Origin of the sequence: Mucilaginibacter sabulilitoris (genome assembly GCF_034262375.1) — a bacterium.
GTDB classification, from domain to species: domain Bacteria; phylum Bacteroidota; class Bacteroidia; order Sphingobacteriales; family Sphingobacteriaceae; genus Mucilaginibacter; species Mucilaginibacter sabulilitoris.
Genome location: NZ_CP139558.1, coordinates 66596 through 88662, shown reverse-complemented (window position 1 = coordinate 88662; position 22067 = coordinate 66596). Strand labels below are relative to the sequence as shown.

The window sequence follows — 22067 nt, the reverse complement described above, 5'->3', positions numbered from 1 at the left end:
TAAAATGCTACGTTTTGCACATATAGATATTTTGTGGGGATTACTGGTTATTCCGGTTTTTGTGCTTTTATTTTTGGTGGTAAGCCGCTGGAAAAAAAAGGCGGTTGCATCACTTGGCGATAAAAATGTGGTGAGGGAAATGATGCCACAGGTTTCTTTTTCGAGGCCCTGGCTTAAGTTCATCTTTTTTGCTGTAGCTTACGCCAGCTTAATTGTAGGCATGGCCGATCCGCAACTGGGTTCAAAAACCGAGGAAGTAAAACGTAAAGGTGCTGATTTGATGATCCTGCTGGATGTGTCAAACAGTATGCTTGCGCAAGACCTGGCACCTAACCGTTTGGAAAATGCCAAACAGGCTATAGCCCAGCTTATTGATAAAATGCACGACGACCGCATAGGCATTATCGTTTTTGCCGGTCAGGCCTATGTACAGCTGCCTATTACTACCGACTACTCCGCAGCTAAACTGTTTTTAAATACCATTAATACCAATATGGTGCCCACGCAAGGCACGGCCATTGGCGCCGCTATTGACCTGGGTATGCAGTCGTTTGATTTTAAGAACGGTACAGGTAAAGCCATGATCATTATTACCGATGGTGAAAACCATGAGGATAATGCCGTTGAGGCTGCCACGCAGGCAAAAAGCAGGGGGGTAATTATTAACGTGGTAGGCGTAGGTTCGGCGGAGGGCGCACCTATACCAATTTATAAAGACGGGCAGCCGGCAGGCTACCATACCGATAGCCTGGGTAAACCCGTTGTAAGTAAACTGAATGAGGATATGGGTAAAGATATTGCGGCAGCAGGCAGCGGCGTTTATGTACGAGCCAACAACTCCAACAGCGGGTTAGGCATTGTAATGGACCAGATTGGTAAAATACAACGCAAAACTTTAGACAGCAAATCATTCAAGGACTTTGAAGACCGTTTTCAGTTTTTCCTGGCCATAGCGCTGGCATTGCTGGTAGTGGAGTTCTTTATATCCAATCGGAAAAATATGCGGTTAAGCGGGTTAAAATTATTTGAAGTAAAAAAGTCATGAAGCAATTAATCATAGTTGTATTATTAGTACTGCAGGCTTCTTTCCTTTTTGCCCAGCAAGAAAAAAAGTACATCAAAAAAGGTAACGATCTTTATCAGCAGCAAAATTATAAGGATGCCGAAAGCAACTACCGCCTTTCGGTTGGGAAAAAGGATAAAACAGTTGAAGGTAATTTTAACCTGGGCGACGCACTGTACAAGCAAAAAAAATATTCTGAGGCTGGCCAGCAGTTCAATAAAATAGCGTCGGGCTCAAATAATAAACAAGTACTGGCCAAAGCTTATCATAACCTGGGTAACTCCCTGCTGGAGTCGAAAAAGCTGGAGGAGAGTGTGGCTGCATATAAAAAATCGCTGCTCAACAATCCGCAGGATGAAGAGACCCGCTATAATTTAGCCTATGCTCAGGAAAAGCTGAAACAGAAACAACAGCAGGATAAAAAGAACAAAGACAACAAGAATAATAAGGATAAGAACAAGGACGACAAAAATAAAGACAAGGATAAGAAGGACCAGGATAAGAAGAACGACAATAAAAACAAGGACGACAAGGATAAAAAGAACCAGGACGATAAAAATAAAGACCAGGATAAAAAAGACCAGCAAAATGGTCAGCAGCCGCAGCCCAACAACGTATCAAAAGACGACGCCGAACGGATGCTGGAGGCCCTGAACAACGATGAGAAGCAAACGCAGGATAAACTAAAAAATAAAAAGCTGAAAGGTGCTAAATTGCGCATCAGTAAAGACTGGTAAGCGTTATTGTAGTAAATAAATGAAAAGAAGATATTGTATATTATTGCTTTTGCTGCTCAATACCAGCTTGCTTTTTGCTGCCGATATAAAATTTACCGCATCAGTAAGTAAAACAGAGGTAAGTACAACCGAGCAATTTGAAATAACGTTTTCTGTAAACGGTAATGGCGACCGCTTTACCCCGCCATCGTTTACCGGGTTCCTGGTAGCCTCCGGACCCAATGTATCAACCAGCATGACGGTAATTAACGGTAATGCCTCATCAAGCATGGAGTATAGTTATGAGCTGATAGCGGTAAAACCGGGTTCTTACACTATTGGGCCGGCCAGTATTGTGGTGAACGGTAAACAGCTAACCACCAAACCCATCAAAATAAATGTAGTTAAAGGTAGCGGTCAGCCCGCTCAACAGGGGCAGCAAAACGCCGCTCAGCAAAACGGCATGGATAGTAGGGTTACCATGAAGCGCCCCGGTTCCGATATTTCCAAATCGTTATTTATAAGGGCCGCGCTTGATAAAAGCAATGTTTATTTGGGCGAACAGATCACCTTAACTTATAAGCTATATACCCGTGTGGCATTGGTAGGCAGCGAACCGGATAAATTGCCCGACCTGAACGGTTTTTACAGCCAGGATATTACCCCGAAAAACCCGAACCAGCAGGTACAATGGACTACCGAAACTTATAAAGGCGTTAAGTACAATGTTGCCAACATGAAGCAGACCATTCTGTTCCCTGAACACGCCGGCGATGTTACCATCGACCCCATATCAATGATATTTGTCGTAAGGGAAGCCGATCAGTCGGCCGATGATGATGACATGATAGGGCAGTTTTTTGGCTCGTACAATGATGTACGGTATAAAATTAAAAGTACTCCGGTAACCATACATGTTAAACCCTTGCCCCAGGCCGGGAAACCCATTGGTTTTGGCGGCGCGGTGGGTAAGTTCAATATCAGCACATCGCTTGATAAAAATGAGCTTAAAACCAATGAACCACTGAATTACAAGATCAGGATTTCTGGGAAGGGAAATCTTAAATTGCTGAAGCCAATTACTCCGAGCTTCCCTGCCGATTTTGAAAAGTACGATCCTAAAACTATTGATACCATTGCCGAAAATGAAAACGGCCAATCGGGGAGCCGCACTTATACTTATCTGTTGATACCTCGGCATGAAGGTAAGTTTACCATTGATCCTGTAAAATTCTCTTACTTCGATCCTTCAACCGGCAGGTACGTGTCGCTTCCAACAAAAGCATACCCGGTTAAAGTAAATAAAGGAACATCTGAAAGTAACGTGACGGCCTATTCGGGTGCGGACAAACAGGATGTTAAAATGCTGAACAAGGATATCAGGTATATTAAAACTGAGGATGTTGATGTCAGCAAAAAGGGAGAAGGCTTTTATGATTCGGACCTTTACTATAGTCTGCTTGCATTCGGGCCGCTTTTGTTTTTAGGAGCTTTGGTTTACGGCAAGTGGTACGAAAAAAATAACAGCGACATTGTTAAGGTTAAAAGCCGCAAGGCTGGTAGAATTGCGGCCAAACATTTGGCGAGCGCTAAGGCACAATTATCGGCCAATAACTCAAAGTTATTCTATGAAAATGTGTTTAGAGGCCTGTATGGTTATTTAAGTGACAAGCTGAATATTGCCGCCGCTGATTTGAACCGTGAAAAAATTGCCGCTGAGCTAAAAACGCGCGCTATTGATGAAAGGCTGATTAATGAACTACTGGACACACTTGACCTGTGCGATATGGCCCGTTACGCGCCGGTATCCGGCATTTCAGAACAGCAGGTGTTTGACAAGGCAAAAAATATGATCAATGACATCGAAAATGAAGTATAACATGATCAGGCGTATTATTTGGTTGTTATTGCTCGTCGTATCGCCCTTAATGGCATTATGCAATGACGCTGCCAGCGCGTTATTAAAAAAAGGGAACGATGCCTATGCCAAAGCAAAGTATGCCGAAGCTATAGCAACCTATCAGAAACTGGTAGATGGCGGGTACCAGTCGGCCGCCTTATATTTTAATTTGGGCAACGCGTATTATAAAACCGACGAAATACCATCGGCATTGCTATATTACGAAAAAGCCCGCAAATTATCTCCCGGGGACGAAGACATCCACGTAAACATTCAGCTGGCTAATTTAAAAACTACCGATAAACTGGATGAAGCGCCTGAATTTTTTATCACTAAATGGTGGCACGCCTTTATATTAGGGCTTTCATTAAATACATTAGCCATAATAAGTGTGCTGCTTATTTTCGCCGGCTCCGTAACGTTTATCCTTTACCGGTTTACCCAATCGGTAGGCGTTAAAAAAGCGGCGTTTTACTCGGCTATTTTACTGGTGTTTTTAGGGGTTGTATTCGTTTTTATAGCCGGCAGGCAGGCAGATTATTTTGAATCGCACAGGCAAGCTATTGTTTTTAGCGGAACGGTAACCATAAAAAGCGGACCAGGCAGAGCGTCAAAAGATCTTTTTATACTGCATGATGGTACCAAAGTCGACATCCTGGAGCACAATAACGAGTGGATGAAAATACGGCTCTCTAACGGAAACGAAGGCTGGATAAGCGCTACGGATGTAAAGGAAATATAAATACTTACGGAGAGATATTAAGATTTACGAAGTTTTTAAAACTTCGTAAATCTCGCTTGATTAGTCTGATCTTGAGTTAGTAACTAAAGGTTTTTTGGCCAATCTCTAATAAATTCATCACATCTTCTTTAGTGCCGGTAAATGGTCCGGATGATTCGATTTTAAAGCTGGCCATAGCGGCGGCAAACTCCCCTGCCTCCTGGAACGAAGCTCCTTTGGTACGCTGGTATAAATAGCCCGCCATATAGGTATCGCCGCACCCGGTGGCATCAACTACAGCGGTTGGGATGTAAGCTGGTACGTTGTAAAAAAGGCCATCGGCGTAAATTACCGAACCCATGCTGCCCAGGGTAACAACAACTTCCTTTACACCCCAGTCGGCCAACATAACAGCGCCCTTTTTAATATCGGTAAGGCCGGTGAGCGCTTCCAGTTCGTGTTCGTTAACTTTTAAAATATCAATGTATTGCAGAGCTTCTTTTTTCGCGGGCCAGTCAACTGGTATTACATTCTTGTCTTCAACCTTGCGTAAATAGCCTTGCGCATCTAACGATACCCTGCCTCTGCTGCTCAGTTCCCTGATCAGTTCAACCGGAATATCATCGGCAAGCAGCGGACCTAAATGAAAAATACCGGCATCAATACCCTGTAATTGTTCAATAGTAAAAGGATCGGCTTTTTGGAGCACGCGTTGTGTGCGATGGTCCTGGTTGCCCGAATAAATATTTTCAAAATAAACAGTATGCGCACAGGTAGAAGCGTGTACCTCGGTGCCTTTTGCGCGAAGGGCATCAACCGTGTGCATTTCAGTTTCGGCAAGCGAGGTAACTAAGGTATAGCTTACATCCATATTACGGATGGCACTTGAAAAGTAAAAGGATGTGCCTCCGGCCATGTGTGCAACCGCTCTTGGCGTCACCACCTTATCTAACGTAATATGCCCTATGCAACAAATGTCGTACATGAAGTTTTTATTAATGATAAATTGCCTTTTATATTTTCATATTTTGAGCAAACCGCAAATGTAGGCAATAAGATGCTTTTTACATGTATCATGCAGGTTACATCTTTAAAAAATGACATATATGGGTATTGTTAAATACAGAGACATATAGAGAGACACATGTAATGTGTCTCTACAAAAACGAAACGTAGAGACGCATCACATGCGTCTCCTAATATGCAGATCAAAAAACCACGCTCCACAATGTCGCCGCGCTCATTACAATCATTAGCGCATCTTCCACAATAGTAACGGTGCTCATAGGGAGGTTAAATACCGCTCCCAGGCAGGCACATTGTATCTTTCTTTTGTTTAGTACGCTTTGCAGTACACCTATCAGGCTTACGCTCATTACGATAAATGTTATAGCGTTTACGATTACAGGTGCGATATTCAGGGCGAAAGCCAAACCTAAACCCAGTTCAACAAAAGCATAAATATATCCCCATGCCCTGAACTTTTTAGCTACGATATCATACATGGAGTAACTATCGGCAAAGCCCTGGAGATCGAGTAATTTAAAAAAGGAAAATATCAGAAAAAAGCCGCTCATAAATACGCGCATGGCAGTCATGGTCATAAAATTGCCCATGCTGTAGCCCGCAATAACCGCGATAACGGATATATAGCCGAATATGATCAATATGGGCTTATAGGTTGCCAGCCATGACGGGCTTTCGGTGTCTGGCTCCATGCTCATGGTGTGGCTGTGCGGGACTTCGCTGAGATGGTATTTAGGATAATCTTTAAGTGCATCCTGTAGTACCGATGTTGGAACGTGCGGGCTCATGGTGATATCCGCTGTGCCTTCGACAAGGGAAATATCAACGTTTTGTATCCCTTTTACCTGCGAAAGCAGTGCTTGAACTTTATTTTGACAACCGCTGCAGGTCATGCCGGTTATCTGATAGGTATGTGTCATGATTAAAATAATTAAATTACTGACACAAATTTACCTGCACGTGCACCGGCAGGCGTTACGGAATTATCGAAGGATGTTATAAGATTTTTCGCTTACAGGTCATCAAGATTTTGACGGTGATGTATCTGCAGGCCCTTGAATTGTGACGGTGTCATCCCGGTTACCTGCTTAAATTGCGAAGAAAGATAGGCCACACTGCTGTAACCCATCTGGTAAGCAATCTCCGAAAGATTAAGCTCATTGTAAACCAAAAGCTCTTTCACCCGTTCAATTTTTTGAGCTATATAATATTTTTCGATAGTAGTACCTTCCACAGCCGAAAACAGGTTACTCAGGTAACTGTAATCATGATTGAGCTGGTCTGATAATACAGCCGAAAGTTTTAATGGCGTTGTAATATCAGTGTAATGTACCAGGCTGATGATCTGTGTTTTTATTTGCTCAATCATCCGGCTTTTTTGATTGTCAATTATCTCAAAGCCTAAACTATTTAAGGCTTTTGCCAGTTCATGCAGCTGCGATGGCGTTGGTTTTTCTTTAAGGGTGATTTCGCCGAGTTCCACACTTAGAGGTTCCATGTCGGCCTTGTCCAGTTCTGTTTGTACCGCCATTTTGCAGCGATTGCAAACCATGTTTTTAACGTATAGTTTCACAGATATTAAATATACGTAAAGCTACATATAAACTCATATTACGCAATAAACCTGCCTCAAAAGGCAGGTTTATTATATTTATATAACAATGCTAAAATGCTATGCAGGTATAATGGATTACTCTTCTAATGCCAATACCTTATCCGGACTTAACAGTTTTGCGCTCTCGGCCAGTTTTATAAACTCCGCCCGGTAACCTTCACTGTCATCACCTTTGGCCGCCCGGGCCATTTTTATAGCCTGCTCATAGCTGGAGTGCTGTTTAAACTGCGAATCGCGGAGCAGCATACCCACTTCGGCTACCGCGGCAGCAAATCTGAAATCGGTTGAGGTTGATGCAATGGCCATGGGTTTATCATATACTTCCACATGGCTCATTTTACTTACGGATGAGGTTGGTTGTTTATACCTGAATTTAATGGTCAGCATTTCATCAGAGGTGCTGGAATATTGTACTTTTTTAGGTTTTTGATACTTAAGCGGATCTACACTGCCCGAGTAATCATCTTTAACCGCGACAGGTACTATTTCGTAAAAGGCGGTTACGTTATGGCCCGAGCCCATGTCGCCCGCGTCTTTCTTATCATTGTTAAAATCTTCTTTGTTCAGTGCACGGTTTTCGTACCCCACCAAACGATAGGCCTGTACCTTCGCCGGGTTAAATTCAACCTGCAATTTTACATCTTTGGCTATGGTAAACAGCGTACCGCCAAATTCGCTGATTAGGGTTTTACGTGCCTCAGTAATATTGTCAATATAGGCATAGTTGCCGTTGCCTTTATCGGCCAGCGTTTCCATCTTGCTGTCTTTATAATTGCCCATTCCAAACCCTAAAACAGATAACGATATACCGCTTTCGCGTTCCTTCTCAATCAGTTTCTCCATATCATCATCGCTGGATGCCCCTACATTAAAATCGCCATCTGTAGCCAGCATCACCCGGTTGTTGCCATCTTTCATAAAGTTTTCCTGCGCAATTTTATAGGCCAGCTTTATGCCTGCACCGCCCGCGGTTGAGCCCCCTACCTGTAAATTATCAATGGCGTTGTTAATAGTTGTTTTCTTGTCGCCTGTAGTAGCCGGTAATACCACACCTGCCGCACCGGCGTACACCACAATGGCTACCCTATCCTGAGGCCTTAATTGGTTAACCAGCATTTTTAATGACGATTGCACCAGCGGTAGCTTGTTGGCTTCATTCATAGAGCCCGAAACATCTATCAGGAATACCAGGTTTGAGGCCGGTAATTTATCGGTGGCAACGGTTTTAGCTTTGATGCCAATCCGCAACAGGCGGTGATTGCCGTTCCATGGTGCTGAAGATAGTTCGGTATGGATGGCCACGGGCTCATTATTAGCAGGGCCGGGTATATTGTAATGAAAATAATTGATCATTTCCTCAATCCTCACCGCATCAGCTGGCGGCAGTTGCCCGTTATTGATAAAGCGCCTCACGTTGCTGTATGATGCCGCGTCCACATCTACTGAAAATGTTGATAGTGGCTCGCTTTCAACTGTTTTAAAACCATTTTCGGTGATGCCTTTGTAGCTTTCGGTATTTTCCGGAGCAGGCATCATGCGCATATCTGCTGCGCGTGAGCCATAGATGGCAGTGCTGTTTAGTCCTCTCATTTTTACATTAGGGGCGCTGCCAGGTGATGATGGCGACGGATTTATGTTTGATACACTTCCTGTTAAATCAACCTTCTTTTGTGAACCATATCCTATTACTACTACCTCGCTCAATGCCTGGCTGGATGATTTAAGATAAACATCAATAACGTTGCTTTTACCAATTTTAACAGTTTGTGTTTCAAATCCGATAAAACTGAACATTAAACTCGCATTGTCGGCGGGCACATCAATGTTGTATTGGCCTTTAGCATTGGTTTGGGTAGCCGTATTCGTTCCGGCCACTGTTACTTGTACACCTGGCAATACCGTTTTGGTATCATCATAAACTGTTCCGCTGATATGCCGTGTGGCAACTGGCTTAAACCCCGCTAAGCCTGCGATTATTAAAATGAATAATAGCTGTTTCATAACCTTTTCTTTTTTAATAAGGATGTACGCAACGGTTAATTTCCATAAGCCATTAAAAAAATTTATTTTGCGGCTTTTAATGGCCAATTTTATCAAACCAAATAAACTAAGTTCTCCAACTGACCACGAGCTGCTTGCCATTTACCGGAATGACGGTGATATTGCGGTTTTAGGACAGTTGTATGAACGGTATATGCCTTTGGTTTACGGCGTTTGTTTAAAATACCTCAAGGACGAAGAAGCTGCCAAAGATGCCGTGATGGGGATTTTTGAGGAGCTGATAATTAAGGTTAAACAACATGATATCAGTGTGTTCAGGAGCTGGTTATATGTACTTGGGCGCAATTATTGCTTGATGCAGTTAAGGGCCGGTAAAAAGATGGAGGTGGTTGCGTTGGATGATGTTATGGAATTTACTCCGCTTTTGCATCCTGATGATAATAACCGCGAAGAGGCTTATAAAGCTTTGGAGCGTTGTGTTGATAAACTAACCGGTGCGCAGAAGCAAAGCATCGACCTGTTTTATTTGCAGGAGAAATGTTATAAAGAGATTGCTGAAGTAACCGGTTTTAGCTTAAATGAAGTAAAAAGTTATATACAAAACGGCAAAAGGAATCTGAAAATTTGCCTGGAGAAGAACAGTGAGCAATAAGAAGGCAGACATATCGCAGATCAGGAAGTACCTTAACGGGGAGCTTAACGCCAATGCTATGCACAAGCTGGAACGTGAGGCGCTCGACGATCCGTTTTTAATGGACGCGCTGGAAGGATACGGCGATATTAGTAAAAATCAGCAGGCTAACATTGATGAACTATCTGCACGATTGCAGCAGCGCGCAGCTGAGAAAAAGGGTCGGGTTATTTCATGGAAGGTGTGGTCAATAGCGGCATCAGTCATTGTAGTTTTAACTATTGGGGGCTTGTGGCTTAAAAAGGCGCCAGCTCCAGAAAAGAAGATAGCAAACATAGCATTGCCCGCTCCGGATAAAGCCGTCACCGAATCAAAGGCAAAAGATACTTTAAAAGCTTCCGCAGCCCCTCTTGCACAGCAACAGTTAGTTGCTCAAAATAATGCACAACCCGCAGCTGTTTTGAAACCCGCTGCAAGATCAGCGACTAAGCCGGCAGATAAATCTGTATATCAGCAGGAAATATCGGCCAATGATAATAAAATTGCTGCGAATCAAAGCAGTGGAAATCCTGGATACGAATCTGCTCCGGCCGCCGAGCCTGCCAAACCGCAGGAAGAGAAAAAGGATAACACCCAAAAGCTGAGTGAAATGGTAGTAATGAACTACACCCAGCAAAGCAATCAGGATAGTATAGCTAAAGCTGAAGTGCAGAATAAAGCCCGGTATTCTGTCGCAGCGACCAACGCTAAATTACCAGGCAAGGTCGATGGGTTAAGCACAACTACATCAAGAGAAGCAAAAACAATTTTTGGTGCCGGAAACATTGGTGGTACCAGTATCTCGGGTATTATTATTGGGAAAGACGATGGCCAGCCTATAATTGGCGCCGCCATACGTATTAAGGGAACAAACAAATCAACAGTAACCGATACCAATGGCAAATTTGCTATATCTACAGGCTCCGGAAACAAGGAAACACTTGATATTGTATATATAGGCTATGGCCATACGTTAGTAACAGCACAGGCTGGTGATAATTTAAAAGTGGAGCTAAAACCCAATGAAAGTTCATTAAGTGAAGTGGTTGTAACAGGTTATGGCTCTAAAAAAGATGCAGATGATGAACCTGCGGCGCAAAGTGCTCAGCCGAAAGATGGATGGGGTAGTCTCAAAAAATATTTGCAGGCTAATGCTTATTTAGCCGATGGCACAAGCGGAAGCGTAACCGTATTATTTACTGTTGGTATTGATGGTACGCTCAGTGATTTTAAAATTAAAAGGAGCCTGAATGCTATAGCCGATCAAAAGGCTATAGACCTGATAAAAAACGGGCCTGAGTGGGAGGGCAATAACAACCACAAACCCGAAGAGGTTACGGTTAAGGTGAAATTTCAAAAAATGAAGTAGAAGTTTTATGACAGACAGAAATGTCATCGAGGAGAAATCTTGTTCGACTGGCATATGAGTTCACATATCGCATAAGATTTCCCCTCATCCTACTGCTCCTGTCAGCAAAAGTTCGTGGAAATGACACGGTTATATAGCAATAAAAAAAGCGATGGAACCTTCCCATCGCTTTTTTTATTGCTTATCAGGATTTTTTCTTCTTATCAGCAAAAGAAAATACTTTTTGCAATAACGGAGTGGTACGTGCGCCTAAATTGGAGCGGATGTTCAGTTCTTCTTTGGCTATCTCTACAAATAAACCATCAATGGCCTTTTGCGTTACATAATCGCTTATATCGGGGTTAAGCTTGCTTACAAATGGCACCTTGTTATAGGCAGTGGCCGCATCTGTATAATATTTTGTGGCATTTACCTTATTCAGGCTACCCTGAACAACAGGCTTAAATTTAGCCGACAATTGTGTGGTAGTAGTACGTTTAAAATATTGGGTAGCAGCATCCTGGTTGCCTAATAGTATGTTGGTAACATCCTGCAACGTCATTTGCTTAATGGCATCAACAAATATAGGTTTTGCCTGTTTGGCGGCATCTTCGGCAGCACGGTTAAGCGATAATATTACGTTATCGCATAAACTGTTGAGGCCAAGTCCGCGCAGTGTTTTTTCAGCTTTTTGCGCCTCGGGCGGGAAAAGTATTTTGATAGCGGCATTACCAAAAAAGCCATTCAAAGCCGAAAGCTGGTCTGAGCTTTTACCTGTGCCAATTTCAAGCGCTTGTTTAAGGCCGTTGCCAATTTCTAAAGTTGATGGTGTTCCCTGCTGCTGAACTGCCGCCTGGGCGGCCTGGTTAAGTGTATCGCAGCTTGTTAAACCGGTAAACACTAATAACGAGGTTATGATTAAAAATTTTGATCTCATAGCGGTTAAATTTAGAAAAAATACGGCCACAATTAGCTTACCCTATTACCTTGAACAATGCAAATACACCAGCTGCAATAAGGGCCGATATAGGGATGGTAATGATCCAGGCCCAAACCAGGTTAATAGTAACACCCCAGCGCACCGCGGATACGCGTTTGGTTAAGCCTACACCTATAATAGAACCTGTAATTGTATGTGTGGTTGATACCGGGATACCAAATCTTTCGGTGATGAACAGAGTTATAGCGCCCGCGGTTTCGGCACTCACACCTTCTAATGGAGTTACCTTTGTAATTTTTGACCCCATGGTTTTAACAATTTTCCAACCGCCCGACATTGTTCCGGCAGCGATAGCCGAGTAGCAGGCAAGTGGTATCCACTCCGGCATTGGGGCGCCGCTTTTTATTACATTTGATGTAACCAGGGTTACATATAATATACCCATTACTTTTTGAGCGTCGTTACCACCGTGTGCGTAACTCAGCGCAGCCGAAGAAACTAATTGTAATCTTTTAAACCAGCGCTCGGCAACAGCCGGCTTTGCCCTTTTACAGATGTGTAATATTAAAATGGTAACCAGATAAGCTATCAGTAAACCAATAAACGGGGCTAATACAATGTAAGCTATAATGGTTAACACATAATCCATTTCAATAGCCTTTAGCGGATTTAAGTGCATATACAGGGCGTTTGTCATGCCTGCGCCTGCAAAACCGCCTATTAGTGTGTGCGATGAGCTGGATGGTATACCAAACCACCAGGTGATCAGGTTCCAGGATATGGCGGCTATTAAACCAGCCAGTATAACATGTATGGTTACAAAATGCTCCAATACAATTTTAGATACGGTGTTGGCAACCTTATGATCTTTAATGAAAAAGTAAGCTACAAAGTTAAATATGGCAGCCATTAACACAGCCTGAAATGGTGTGAGTACCTTGGTTGATACTATAGTGGCTATGGAGTTAGCCGCATCATGAAAACCATTGGTATAGTCAAACAAAAGAGCAAGTACAACAACAACAACAAGTAGGGAGGTAACCATTTAGTGGTGATTAAGTATGCTTATGCGTTTTTAACTAAAATTGATTCCATAACATTTGCAGCATCTTCGCACATATCAGTGGCTGTTTCGAGGGCTGCAAGTATTTCCTTATATTTTATAAGGCGGATAGCATCCTTTTCATACAGGAACAGGTCGGCCACGGCGCGGTCAAAAACATAATCGGCCTGGTTCTCTACACTGTTGATCCTGATGCAGGAATCGGCTATGTTACGTACATTTCTAAGATCCTTTAATTCTTTCACGGCTTTTTCCAGGTCGATGCTTGCCTGCAATATCAGGTCGGACAGTTTGCGGATATGCTCACTAAAATCATCTATCTTGTAAAGGCTCATGCGGTTTGCAGCACCATGAATATAGTCGGCCACATCATCAATAGCTGTAGCCAGTGCATGTATATCCTCACGGTCAAAGGGGGTAATAAAGTTTTTACCCAGTTCCAGGTATATCTGGTGGGTAAGCTCGTCGCCTTTGTTCTCTAATTTATCAATCTGTTTGTACAGTTCCTCCTGGGTAACCGCATTATTCGAGTTAACGGCCTCAACCAATACTGTAGCCATGGTAACTACATTGCTTGCCGCCTGCTCAAATAAAGGAAAAAATATCTTTTTGTCCTTAGGTACAAAATACTGGAATATACTGTTAAGTGACATAATGCTTTAAATTGGGATAAAGGTACAGTTGCTATGTTAAGTTAATGTTAACTTTTTAACACGGGTATATTGGGTAAATGCAGGGTTTGCTTTGCAATTTGCAGGGTAAAACCAAATGTTGAACCCAAACCCTCTGTACTGCGCACGTTAATGGTTTGCTGATGTGCCTCAATAATGTGTTTAACAATAGCCAGCCCAAGCCCCGAGCCACCAATTTGTCTTGAACGACTGCTGTCGGTACGGTAAAATCGCTCAAATAAGCGTGGAAGGAACTTTTCTTCAATGCCAATACCATCATCAGTAACCTCAACCAATACCTGGTCATGCAGTACAAAAAGGCTTACAGATGTGCTGCCTTCCTCCTTGCCGTACTTAAAAGAGTTGTCGATAAGGTTAACCAGTACCTGCCTTATTTTTTCACGATCGGCGTATACCAATATACCTTCATCATATTTTTGTTTAAATATTAATTTAATATGGTATTGCTTGCCTTTGATCTCTAATGATTCAAAAACTTCTTTAATGAGGTCGTTGATCTTGAATTTGCTGTAATTAATAGGTATTTCGCCCGATTCGAGTTTCGATATTTCATCAAGGTCCTTGATCAGATAACTCAGGCGGTCCACATTTTTTGACGCTTTTTCTAAAAACTGGCGGGCCATTTCGCGGTCTTCAAAATCATCGTCCTGCAGGGCTTCAATATAGCCCTGTATGGCAAAAAGCGGGGTTTTAAATTCGTGTGAAATGTTCGACAAAAAATCACGGCGAAATTTTTCCTGTTTGCGCAGTTCATCAATCTCAATCTTTTTTTGCTTGGCCCATTCCTTTACTTCCTGTTCCACATCATTAATGGGATTGGCGCTTACATGCTCGCCCAGGGCATCGCGCAGATCGCGACCCAGCTTTAAGTTGTGAATGAGCTTATATATGAGTTTTATACGGGAATAGATGTATTTTTCAATGAGGTAATAAAAAACTACATAGCTGGTGATCAGTGTAGCTAAAAAGGTTACCATTACATCGTACCACTTATGCTGAAAATAAAAGTTAACAGCTGAAAGCGTTATAGCGACGCCCAGCGCGGTTATTAAAACCAGTACACGCAAGTTCATAACCGTAAAGTTACGATTTATAGATGATTAACTGCCAGCGGAACGGCCAATGCCATGTTAAATTATAGTTATCAATTCCTGCATTTTTTAATAATGCCACCAATTCGTGTTTTTTGAAGGCGCGTTTTACCGACAGGGGCCCATCATTGCGCGCCATTTTATTGCGGGTGAAAATATGGGTTATGACTATAACGGCGTAATATAACAGCCAGTGGCGGTGCAGATCGGTAATGATGATGCCTTTACGTGCCGATGCCTGCATATTTTTAATGAGTTTTACCCATTGCTCATCATCAAAGTGATGGGTGAACAGGCTGCTGATAATGATGTCATATCGCCGGGTGCCGGCCTCATCTGTAATAACATCCTGCTTCAGGTAATTTATGTTTGAAAATGCTGTTGATTGACTGTGGGCAAAGCTGATAGCAGCAGGGGCAGCATCAACACCGGTTAATTTTAATTCGAGATTGTTTTTAGCGCCCCATTTGGCAATAGCTATCAAAGCGTCACCGCCTCCACAGCCCCAGTCGCTTACAAAGTAGCCTTTTTGAACGGGGAAATTCTTTAGCGCTTTAATAAGGTGGTTGTGGCCGCCAAACCAGGAATTAACTTTACCTAAACCACTCAAAACCGGAGCTATCTCGCTCATGGGTAGATCAAAATCGTCCATTATTTCAGTGTCATAGGCGCGCATTCTTAAATTTGCCATATAATGAATACGCTGCTATCCGGCAAAAGGTTTGCCGTGGGTTTTGCTGATCAGAAACCGGGATACAGGGGGCATCACCTTTAATGCATTTAGGGTGAGGGCTGTAGTAGTATTATTGCCAAATAAACGTTGTAACTGGCGCCCTGTCCATAAACGCCTGGCGAACTGATTGTTCCAGCTTTGACTGTAATCGGCCTCCAGTGCCGCCCGGTTATCAGGAGTGAATTTATCGCTGCGGTAATGGTTGATGATTTTTTCGGACAGTATTTTGGCCGAGTGGATAGCCATGGTCATGCCATTGCCGCAAAGCGGGGCTATCATGCCTGCGGTGTCGCCACTCATTAGGATATGATCTTCTACCGGTGATTTTTTTTCAAAGGATATTTCATTGATCACCTCGGGCTTATCCAGCAAGAACTCTGCATTGCGGAAAATATCATCAAGATATTGATTTTTGCGGATCACGTTTTCTTCCAGCGCCTGCAAGGTTCCGTATTTACGCAGATCATCGCGGTGAGCCATGTAGCACATGCAGTAGCGGTCGCCATCGGTTTTACTTACACCGCAATAACCATCTTTATAATTATTAAGCTGTATCAGGTCATCAGGAAAATCCATCTTCAGGTGAAACTTTACGGCCAGGAAAGGGCTGCGTTTATAGAAAAACGGGCGTTTTAATTTTTGATCTAGATTGGAACGCTTGCCAAATGAACCTATTACAAGCGGGGCGGTCAGTATACCGTCAGGGGTTGTAACCTCGAAATGATTATCAACGAAACGGATATCCTCTACCCGGGTACTGGTAAGTACGCTTACACCTTCGGCAACGGCTTTTTGGTATAAAAGATGATCAAAGGTAAAGCGGCTCAGGCCAAAGCCACCGAGATCAAGTTTTTGAGAAAGTTTGGTGCCCGATACTGCGGTTACTTCGAGGCGATTAATCCGGGCAACCTGCAGTGGTTCCAGGTCAATATCTAACTTATTCAAGAAAGGTATAACCTCGTTTGATATATATTCGCCGCAAACACGGTGCATGGGATAGCTCTTTTTCTCGATAACTGTAACCCGCAGACCGGCCCGGTTAAGCAAAATGGCATTAAATAATCCTGCCAAACCGCCGCCAACTACAATTACATCGTTCATGGCTTAATGCATTTCCAGTATCATACCTTCAACTGTTAAACCCGGTCCGAAAGCAAAGCTCATTATTTTTTGCTCTTTCAGGTTTTGAGCTGCCAACATCTTTTGCAAAACAAATAATATGGTAGCCGACGACATGTTTCCGTATTCCTGCAGTGTTTGGTAGGCAAAAGCATTGCTTTCTTCAGGCAGTTCAAGGGCGTCTTCAACCGCCTCCAGTATAGTACGGCCGCCGGGGTGTACCGCATATGCGGTTATCTGATCGGCATCGATCTTGATTTTTTGCAGGAAACGCCCTGTTAAATCCTTAATGTGTTTTTTTATCTGTTTGGATACGCGTGAAGTGAGCTTCATTTCAAAACCGGTATTCCCCACGTACCACCCCATATCATCACGGGCCTCCGTAACAAATTCGGTATAAAAGTTTTTTAATGAGAGGTATGTTCCTTTACCCAGGCGGTTTACTGTATTTTCAACCAATACCGCCGCCGCCCCATCGCTGAACAGGGAGTTGGCCACCCAGTTATCAAGGGTATTGTCTTTTTGAAAATGCAGTGTACATAGCTCCACGCTTACCACCAGAACCTTGGCTTCCGTGTTGGCGCGGCAAATATAATCGGCCACCTTCAGGGCATTTATGGCGCCATAACATCCCATGAAATTAATGCAGGTACGCTCGGTATCGCGGTTTAGCTGTAGTTTTTCAACCAGTTCAATATCAATACCGGGAGCATGCATGCCGGTACAGCTAACCGTTATAAGGTGGGTTATCTGTTGTAAAATGCCATCCTCAAAATTGTTAAGACAGTTTTTTACAGCCTTAATGGCAATAGATATAGCCTCCTGCTCATAAAGTTTTAGCCTTTTTTGTGTTCCGGGGAAGGGTTCCAGATCAGTAACCTGTTCAAAAAAAGTATATTGCGACGGATCGCTGCTGCCAAAGTCGGGGATCACCGAGTAGCGATAATCAATACCCGAATGATCATAGATACGTTTAAGCCGTGAAGCATTGGTTGCATCCAGCCCAAATGCATTTACCATGAAGTGGTAAATATCACTTTGCGCTATACGGTTGTCGGGATTTGCTATCCCAATGGCACTTATGCAACTATCCATTTATATTATATCATCCTTTTACTTGCTGATTTCGGTATCTACAGTAACCGTGGCCTCGTCTGCCAGCACCATGTTTTTGCCTCCAATACCAAAGTCAGACCTGTTTATTTTAAAGCTGCCATTAAACATAGCGGTATTGCCCGATTCTGTATAAGTAAAAGGTACTTCTATTAACTTTGTTTTATCTTTTATAGTTACGTTAAAATGGCCAATATAGTTGCCTCCGCTTTTATGTTTAAATGATACCGATTTCATGGTGACCCGGGGATAGTTGACTGCGTCAAAATAATCGGAGCCTTTAAGGTGCGAATCGCGCATGCTGTTATCGGTATTAATGGAACCCGAATTAACAGACGCCTCAATTGTGCTACCGGCAAGGTCTGTCGGTTTAAATTGTATGCTGGCTTGTAAATCATTAAAAGCCCCGGAAGTGTTAATACCCAGATTTTTAATTTTAAATGTAACAGATGCTTTGGTAATGGTTGATTTTGTTTGCGCAAAGCTGCTGCAAGCTAAAATGGCTAAAATTAAGACGATATATATTTTTTTCATCATGGAATAAACGTAACTATCAAACATAACATTTTATTGAATACTAATTTTTACTTTAGTATGTGCAGGCAACTACGTGGGTATTTATTTCGTTGTTAACATGACAGGCAAAACAACCTGGCTTTATAAAACATTTATAAATGAAACTAAAACAGCTTATACCTACCCGCTCGGCATTGGCCCATCTGCGCTTTGTGTTTTCTGTTTTTTTATTGCCGGTATATCTTTTTGCGCTTAGTCAGGCTGATGCGGTTAACACTGCTCAGGCACTGCTTATATTTTTTATTTGGCATTTGCTGGCTTTCCCGGCTAGTAACGGATATAATAGTTATTTTGACCGTGATGAAGAAAGTATTGCCCTTTTAGCTAAACCGCCTGAGGTAGATATAAGTTTGTACTATTTTTCGATATTGCTGGAAGCTGTGGCCTTTTTAATTGGGTTTTTAATTAACTGGGAGTTTGCCTTCGCCGTACTGCTATATGGTATCATGTCAAAATTATACAGCCACCCGGCCACTCGATTAAAGAAATACCCAATTATTAGTTTCCTTACGGTTTTCTTTTTTCAAGGGGCGTTTATATATTTTACCACCTATTCGGCTTTAACAGGATTAAGCCTGTTTAGGCATTGGGATATTGGGTTTGTGATAGCCGGAGGAATTTGCTCTTGTTTAATAGGTGCTTCATATCCCTTAACACAGATTTACCAGCATGCGGAGGATAGCCGCCGCGGCGACCGGACGCTGAGTCTACTGTTGGGTTATAAGGGCTCTTTTATTTTTTCGGGATTATTATTTGCAACTGGGATAGCCTTGTCATGGTACTACTGGCATTTAGCAGGCATGATGCTGAACTTTTACTTTTTTTTGCTTTGCGCGCTGCCCATATTCTTGTTTTTTAATTATTGGTTTTACAAAGTGGGCCAGTCAACAGAAAATGCCAATTTTAAAAACGCCATGCGCATGAATTTTTTAAGCTCGGCTTGTATGTTAATTTATTTTGGTGTGCTGGCTATAATGGGGTGATATAATGGTTATTGGTGGCAACACCACAAGTGTTCGGAAGAAATAAAGCATATATTAAATAGAACGGTAGCGAGAAATTATCTCCCGACCAGGGAATCTTATTAAATCTGCTATATCTTCCTATATATAACATTTTGCTTTAAAAATGCAATTGGCTGATTATCAATTGTTCATAAAAGTCCATGATTGTTCACGGGGTGTGAACGTGAACACGTTAGGCTTTTCCACTTCAATGTTTCTTTAAAACTCCACATGTGCCCTTAGCGAAAACACATTCACGGGGCCGCGGTCTTTATTGTAAGCCGGGTTTAGGATAAACTGGTAATCGGGGGTGAGCCAGAATTTCTTTTGAAAAGCATTTATCTTATAATACAATTCGGCAATAAGTTCATGACTATAATTTAGTTTACCATCGCCGATAATAAAGCCATAGCCACCGGCGGCCAGGTAGTCGCGATGTGGTTTTGATAATCCGTTGGCCACAAATGCAAGTCCGAGTTCATCATCAGCGCGTTTCCATGAAGTGCCCTTAAGGACGCCGCCAAAGCTTAGCGACCGATCTATTTCAGTAAAATACCAGGTTTCTGTTTTACCGTCATTATAGCTAAGCTTTGCAAATACGCCAAAATCCTTACTCAGATACTGATCGGCACTAATGCCGAAGCCATATTTGTGTTTGCTATATACGAGGTTGGTATCAACAACAGGATTAACCGGGTTAATAGCAAGCGCCTGGCTGTATACCCCCATTTTGCCATTATTCCTGAACGCTAAAACACGTACGGTTCCTTTATTGCCATTAAGGGTATAGCGCCGTTCATATTCTAAAGTCTGTGTGTTGGCCCTGCCTATTTTGGCATCCCAGATAGCACCGTTAGCTTCGGTTGTTGACATGGTGAAGGCAAATCTTAAAGTCCAGTTGGGCTGGCCCAATTCGGTATGGACACCCATTACGTAACCGCGGGTATTTGCGGGATAATCCCACGCGCCATTATCCATTAACGACCAGTTCATGAACTGTGTGCGCGGATCATGGCTAAACTCGTTGCCATCATAAAAATCGGCCATGCCAAATTTACCAACGGTTACAGAAAAATAACGTTTGCTTTTAAGGCCGGCCAATTGATTGGCATCATCGGTTAAGGTATCTTTTTCTTTACCCCATTCAAAGTTCTGGGTAAAATATAACCGGGCTATATAAATTTTAGGTTCTGCGGCACCCACCCTAAAAGTTTCGCCGTTGGGGAAACCGGCAGCACCTAATGTTTTGCTTAATCCTGAACCCCCAGAAAGTTCAGGGTTAAAATAGGCTTCGGCACCTTTCCATAACCGAGCACCCCCAAAAAGGGTAGTTGTTAACGAACTTTGTGTTTCGCCTTTGGTAATCATGCTGTTTGCTCCGGTATAATCGGCACTAAAGGAGGGCTTAGTCTGGGTAATTACCGTTTGCTGGAAATGGAAGTTAAAACGCTGCTGTTTGAGCGTATCCTGTGCGCGGCAAAAAAACGAAATGCCCGTTAGAATTACGGTGAGTGATAAAGTTTTTTTCATAAGCCCAATTTTTGCGCAAAGAAAGTAAACTTTAGCTAAAAATTTACTGTCCGCACTCCATATAGAATTGTTGTAAATAAGCCTCCATAAACTCATGACGTTGCTGTGCCAGTTTTTTGCCCGTTTCGGTGTTCATTTTGTCTTTCAGTAATAACAGTTTTTCGTAAAAATGGTTAATGGTTGGGGCAGAAGAGTTTTTATATTCCTCTTTGCTCATGTTCAGATTGGGCTTAATTTGCGGATTATACAGCTCCCGACCCTTAAAGCCACCGTAGGTGAATGCGCGGGCAATGCCTATGGCACCAATAGCGTCAAGACGGTCGGCATCCTGTACTATAGCCAGTTCGGGCGAATGAAAGGCAGGGTTATCAAAACTTGATTTGAACGACATGTGCCTGATAATTTGCTGCACATGTTCAACAATTCCGGCATCAACATTCATGCTATTGAGGTATTTACCTGCAGTGGTGGGGCCAATTTCCTCGTCGCCATTATGGAATTTACTGTCGGCAATATCGTGAAGAAGGGCCGCGAGCTCAACAACAAGCGGATCGGCCTTTTCTGTTTGCGCTATTAATTTGGCGTTGGTCCATACGCGGTGTATATGCGACCAGTCATGGCCGCCTTCTGCATTTTTCAAGGTATCCCGTACAAATCCTGCGGTTGCAGCAATAAGGTTATTGTTTTCCATCAGGGGCAAATTTAAGTGAAAAGCCCACAGCAAAATGGAATTATTTATTTTGCTTTGGGCTTGATAAGGTTCGGCTTAAATATCCGAGGATGAATGTCGGGTTTTTTGCCTTTCAGTTTCATTAAGCGGCGACTATTTTCTCAGTATCTATTAATTCGTGAACGTCGGCTTCTAAAATAGCGGCAATTTGAAAAAGCCGTTCAACAGTTATCTTGGTATAGCCCAGTTCAATTTTGCTGTAAGCATTTTGTGATATGCCAAGTTTGGCAGCCAGGTATTCCTGAGTATAGTTCAGGTTTTCTCTTGTATTTCTGATGTTAGCTGCAATTGCCCTTATCTTGAAATTCAGCATGTCTTTCATTCAATTAGTTATTGGTTTACTATAACTAACGAAATTAAAGGTCGCCCGGATTTTAAATTTTTAGTTTAAATTAAAATATTTTTTTTATTTGATG

General features: G+C 42.6%; 22 protein-coding genes. 7 read left to right on the top strand and 15 right to left on the bottom strand.

What is annotated here, in order from left to right:
* Window positions 1–4: 4 nt before the first annotated feature.
* From SNE25_RS00340 to SNE25_RS00325, 4 genes are read left to right on the top strand one after another with little or no spacing between them, the layout of a single operon-like run.
* Window positions 5–1045: a vWA domain-containing protein gene (locus SNE25_RS00340; RefSeq protein ID WP_321563100.1), complete on the top strand. Its 1041-nt coding sequence runs from the start codon at window positions 5–7 to the stop codon at window positions 1043–1045.
* Window positions 1042–1800, top strand: a complete 759-nt coding sequence (locus SNE25_RS00335; protein ID WP_321563099.1) for a tetratricopeptide repeat protein — start codon at window positions 1042–1044, stop codon at window positions 1798–1800. Before SNE25_RS00340 ends, SNE25_RS00335 begins: the two co-directional genes overlap by 4 nt.
* Window positions 1801–1819: 19 nt before the next feature.
* Window positions 1820–3658, top strand: coding sequence for a BatD family protein (locus SNE25_RS00330; protein WP_321563098.1), 1839 nt, complete (start codon window positions 1820–1822; stop codon window positions 3656–3658).
* Window positions 3636–4421: a tetratricopeptide repeat protein gene (locus SNE25_RS00325; protein WP_321563097.1), complete on the top strand. Its 786-nt coding sequence runs from the start codon at window positions 3636–3638 to the stop codon at window positions 4419–4421. Before SNE25_RS00330 ends, SNE25_RS00325 begins: the two co-directional genes overlap by 23 nt.
* Before the next feature lie 76 nt (window positions 4422–4497).
* Here SNE25_RS00325 and SNE25_RS00320 read toward each other — a convergent pair whose 3' ends face one another.
* From SNE25_RS00320 to SNE25_RS00305, 4 genes are all read right to left on the bottom strand, one after another.
* Window positions 4498–5385: a PfkB family carbohydrate kinase gene (locus SNE25_RS00320; protein WP_321563096.1), complete on the bottom strand. Its 888-nt coding sequence runs from the start codon at window positions 5383–5385 to the stop codon at window positions 4498–4500.
* 223 nt (window positions 5386–5608) lie between these two features.
* Window positions 5609–6346, bottom strand: a complete 738-nt coding sequence (locus SNE25_RS00315) for a MauE/DoxX family redox-associated membrane protein (protein WP_321563095.1) — start codon at window positions 6344–6346, stop codon at window positions 5609–5611.
* 92 nt (window positions 6347–6438) lie between these two features.
* The gene (locus tag SNE25_RS00310; RefSeq protein ID WP_321563094.1) at window positions 6439–6957 is read right to left on the bottom strand and encodes a helix-turn-helix domain-containing protein; all 519 of its coding nucleotides are present in this window, start codon (window positions 6955–6957) and stop codon (window positions 6439–6441) included.
* Window positions 6958–7116: 159 nt separating this feature from the next.
* Window positions 7117–9042 carry a vWA domain-containing protein gene (locus SNE25_RS00305; RefSeq protein ID WP_321563093.1) on the bottom strand — a complete coding sequence of 642 codons (1926 nt, stop codon included), beginning with the start codon at window positions 9040–9042 and terminating at the stop codon, window positions 7117–7119.
* 79 nt (window positions 9043–9121) lie between these two features.
* Here SNE25_RS00305 and SNE25_RS00300 point away from each other — a divergent pair, with 79 nt between their 5' ends.
* Window positions 9122–9694 (top strand): RNA polymerase sigma factor, encoded by a 573-nt coding sequence (locus SNE25_RS00300; RefSeq protein ID WP_321563092.1) that lies wholly within the window; start codon window positions 9122–9124, stop codon window positions 9692–9694.
* The gene (locus tag SNE25_RS00295; RefSeq protein ID WP_321563091.1) at window positions 9684–11081 is read left to right on the top strand and encodes a carboxypeptidase-like regulatory domain-containing protein; all 1398 of its coding nucleotides are present in this window, start codon (window positions 9684–9686) and stop codon (window positions 11079–11081) included. Before SNE25_RS00300 ends, SNE25_RS00295 begins: the two co-directional genes overlap by 11 nt.
* A gap of 184 nt (window positions 11082–11265) precedes the next feature.
* Here the strand turns inward: SNE25_RS00295 and SNE25_RS00290 are convergent, their stop codons facing one another.
* The 8 genes from SNE25_RS00290 to SNE25_RS00255 are packed head-to-tail and all read right to left on the bottom strand — an operon-like array spanning window position 11266 to window position 18348.
* Complete coding sequence (locus SNE25_RS00290; RefSeq protein WP_321563090.1) at window positions 11266–11997, bottom strand: DUF4197 domain-containing protein; 732 nt, start codon at window positions 11995–11997, stop codon at window positions 11266–11268.
* 37 nt (window positions 11998–12034) lie between these two features.
* Window positions 12035–13045, bottom strand: a complete 1011-nt coding sequence (locus SNE25_RS00285; protein WP_321563089.1) for an inorganic phosphate transporter — start codon at window positions 13043–13045, stop codon at window positions 12035–12037.
* 20 nt (window positions 13046–13065) lie between these two features.
* The gene (locus SNE25_RS00280) at window positions 13066–13716 is read right to left on the bottom strand and encodes a DUF47 domain-containing protein (protein WP_321563088.1); all 651 of its coding nucleotides are present in this window, start codon (window positions 13714–13716) and stop codon (window positions 13066–13068) included.
* Between the two features lie 47 nt (window positions 13717–13763).
* Window positions 13764–14828, bottom strand: a complete 1065-nt coding sequence (locus tag SNE25_RS00275; RefSeq protein ID WP_321563087.1) for a sensor histidine kinase — start codon at window positions 14826–14828, stop codon at window positions 13764–13766.
* A 10-nt stretch (window positions 14829–14838) separates the two neighbouring features.
* Entirely contained in the window at window positions 14839–15537 is a 699-nt protein-coding gene (locus SNE25_RS00270) for a methyltransferase domain-containing protein (RefSeq protein WP_321563086.1), read from the bottom strand.
* Between the two features lie 15 nt (window positions 15538–15552).
* The gene (locus SNE25_RS00265) at window positions 15553–16680 is read right to left on the bottom strand and encodes an NAD(P)/FAD-dependent oxidoreductase (RefSeq protein WP_321563085.1); all 1128 of its coding nucleotides are present in this window, start codon (window positions 16678–16680) and stop codon (window positions 15553–15555) included.
* Between the two features lie 3 nt (window positions 16681–16683).
* The gene (locus tag SNE25_RS00260) at window positions 16684–17793 is read right to left on the bottom strand and encodes a type III polyketide synthase (RefSeq protein WP_321563084.1); all 1110 of its coding nucleotides are present in this window, start codon (window positions 17791–17793) and stop codon (window positions 16684–16686) included.
* Window positions 17794–17811: 18 nt separating this feature from the next.
* Window positions 17812–18348 carry a YceI family protein gene (locus SNE25_RS00255; RefSeq protein ID WP_321563083.1) on the bottom strand — a complete coding sequence of 179 codons (537 nt, stop codon included), beginning with the start codon at window positions 18346–18348 and terminating at the stop codon, window positions 17812–17814.
* Between the two features lie 137 nt (window positions 18349–18485).
* Between SNE25_RS00255 and SNE25_RS00250 the strand changes: the two genes are divergently transcribed.
* Window positions 18486–19370, top strand: coding sequence for a UbiA family prenyltransferase (locus SNE25_RS00250; RefSeq protein WP_321563082.1), 885 nt, complete (start codon window positions 18486–18488; stop codon window positions 19368–19370).
* Window positions 19371–19610: 240 nt separating this feature from the next.
* Here the strand turns inward: SNE25_RS00250 and SNE25_RS00245 are convergent, their stop codons facing one another.
* The 3 genes from SNE25_RS00245 to SNE25_RS00235 all read right to left on the bottom strand — a co-directional run bounded on the left by SNE25_RS00245 (window position 19611) and on the right by SNE25_RS00235 (window position 21973).
* The gene (locus SNE25_RS00245; protein WP_321563081.1) at window positions 19611–20921 is read right to left on the bottom strand and encodes a carbohydrate porin; all 1311 of its coding nucleotides are present in this window, start codon (window positions 20919–20921) and stop codon (window positions 19611–19613) included.
* 43 nt (window positions 20922–20964) lie between these two features.
* Entirely contained in the window at window positions 20965–21612 is a 648-nt protein-coding gene (locus tag SNE25_RS00240) for an HD domain-containing protein (protein WP_321563080.1), read from the bottom strand.
* A 121-nt stretch (window positions 21613–21733) separates the two neighbouring features.
* A complete protein-coding gene (locus SNE25_RS00235; RefSeq protein ID WP_321563079.1) occupies window positions 21734–21973 on the bottom strand; it encodes a helix-turn-helix domain-containing protein in 240 nt (79 codons plus the stop codon).
* Window positions 21974–22067: the final 94 nt, after the last annotated feature.